At 73.5% G+C, this 1,918-nt stretch carries 1 protein-coding gene; it reads right to left on the bottom strand.

Translation table 11 applies throughout. The annotated features are described in order from the left end of the window. A partial coding sequence (locus V7004_RS11020; protein WP_334143993.1) for a S8 family peptidase occupies nucleotides 1–1,784 on the bottom strand: 1,784 nt, incomplete at its 3' end. Between the last annotated feature and the right edge of the window lie 134 nt (nucleotides 1,785–1,918).

Below are 1,918 nucleotides of genomic sequence, written 5' to 3'. Positions count from 1 at the left end.
CCGCCGGTGGCGCTGTCGAGGCTGCCGAAGGGGTTGCCGCCGGGGACGGTGACGGCGCGGCAGCCGATCAGGGCGGGGGAGCCCGCCGTCCCCGGGAACAGCGCGGAGCCGGTCTGGTTGAGCACGGACACGCAGAGCTGGCGAGGCCCCGCCGCGAGGCCGCCGACCTGGACCTGCCAGCCGTGCCCGCTGCCGTAGCCGGGGAACGCGGAGCCGATGTCGGGTCGAGGGCGGTCGGCGGTGACGGTCTGGCGGAGCTGGCCGTCCACCCGTACCTGGACCTGGACCGCGGCCGGGGTGTCGAGGTCGAGCGCCCAACCCGCAGCCGAGATGGAACCGGGTCCGGCGATCGCCGAGTCGATGGACCCGATGCCGGGTTGGTCGCCCAGCGCCCAGTCGATGCGGAGCATGGGGGTGGTCCTGCCTCCGTCCGAGACCGGGGCACCGTTGCGCTTCAGGAGCTGCTCCTCGACTTGGGGTGAGAGTGGTCCCCGCACCTGCTGCAGCAGGGCCAGGGCGCCGGACACGAACGGGGCAGCCATGGAGGTGCCCGACCAGGTGCCGTACGAGCCGCCGGGAAGCGACGAGACGATGTTCACCCCGGGCGCCAGCAGGTCGAGCGCGCTGCTGGACTGGGACCAGGCGGGGACCGTACCCGTCTGGTCGTCGAGCGCTCCCACCGCGAGCACCGTGGAGATGCACGCCGGGCTGACGATGCGGCTCTTGGAGCCACTGTTGCCCGAGGCGCCCACGGTGGTCACCCCGAGCGCGGCCAGGGCATCGATCGCCGGCTTCAGCGGGTCGGTGTCGCAGGCGCCGCTGGTTCCGCCTCCCCCGAGGCTCATGTTGACCGCGGCGATGTTCGGGCTGGCGAGTTGCTCGCCGACGACCCAGTCGAGGGCGGCGATGAGATCCGCGTCGAAGGTCGCCAGGCACGGCACCGGCCCACCGCACCGGGTCGAGCTGTAGTCGGCCGTGAACACCTGGACCGCCAGGATCGACGCACCCGGCGCCACCCCGGAGGTGGCCGGTGGGGGGCCACCCGACCCGGCGGCGATGCCCGCGACGTGGGTGCCGTGGTCACATGCCTCGGGGACCGCGCCGGGATCGTCCATGACCAGCGAGGCACAGGGGTAGGCGGCGGCGGGGCCCTCGGTGTGGGTGGCGTCGGGCCAGCACAAGCCCTTGAGCAACGACAGGGTGCTGCCTCGGGAGAAGCACGCTTCCTTCTGGACACGGCCGGAGAGGAATGGATGGGTCGCGTCGACGCCGGTGTCGAGGATGGCGATCCGCTGGCCGGCGCCGGTGATGCTGGATGACCACGCGAGCGGTGAGCCGACCGCGCTGGTCCCCGACGTCAGGCTGTCCAGGGTGTGTCGCCGGTTGGGCATGACCCGCGCGATCTCACCGGACTGCTCGAGCGCGTCGAGCGATGCACGGTCGACCGAGGCGACGGCGAGCGGGCGCCGGGTCCCGAGCGGTTGGATGCGGTCGATCCCCGCGGCGCCGGCGATCTGCTCGATCCGCTCGGTCCGTGCCTCCGGTGACTCGTGGGGCGCGCGCGGCTCGAACTCGACGATGACCTCCGTGCTGCCGCCAGCCTCGACGGCCGCCTCCACCTCCGGTGCGACCTGGGCTGCGCCCTCCCGGCTGGGGTCGGTCCCGGCCATGGAGTTGGCAGGGGCCGCTGGGGAGGTTCCGGGCACGGTCGCCAGGACGGCCGTGCACACGACGGCGAGCGCCACCGCACGAGGCATGAGCTGTGTCGTGCTCCTCAGCTCCATCGCGCTCCCTCCGGCGGTGCTCGACGGAGAACACTACTGAGGGCACACCGGCCACCGTCCGCGCTCGCCGCCATCCGTTTCCGCTCCGAGCTGGCTCTCCGTCCGAACTGGCCGGGGGGGGGGGCGGGGGGGGG

It is taken from the genome of Rhabdothermincola sp. (genome assembly GCF_036846205.1).
In the GTDB taxonomy this organism is placed as follows: domain Bacteria; phylum Actinomycetota; class Acidimicrobiia; order Acidimicrobiales; family Acidimicrobilacustridaceae; genus Rhabdothermincola.
The sequence above is the reverse complement of the archived record's forward strand: the minus strand, read 5'-3'. Positions and strand labels throughout refer to the sequence as shown.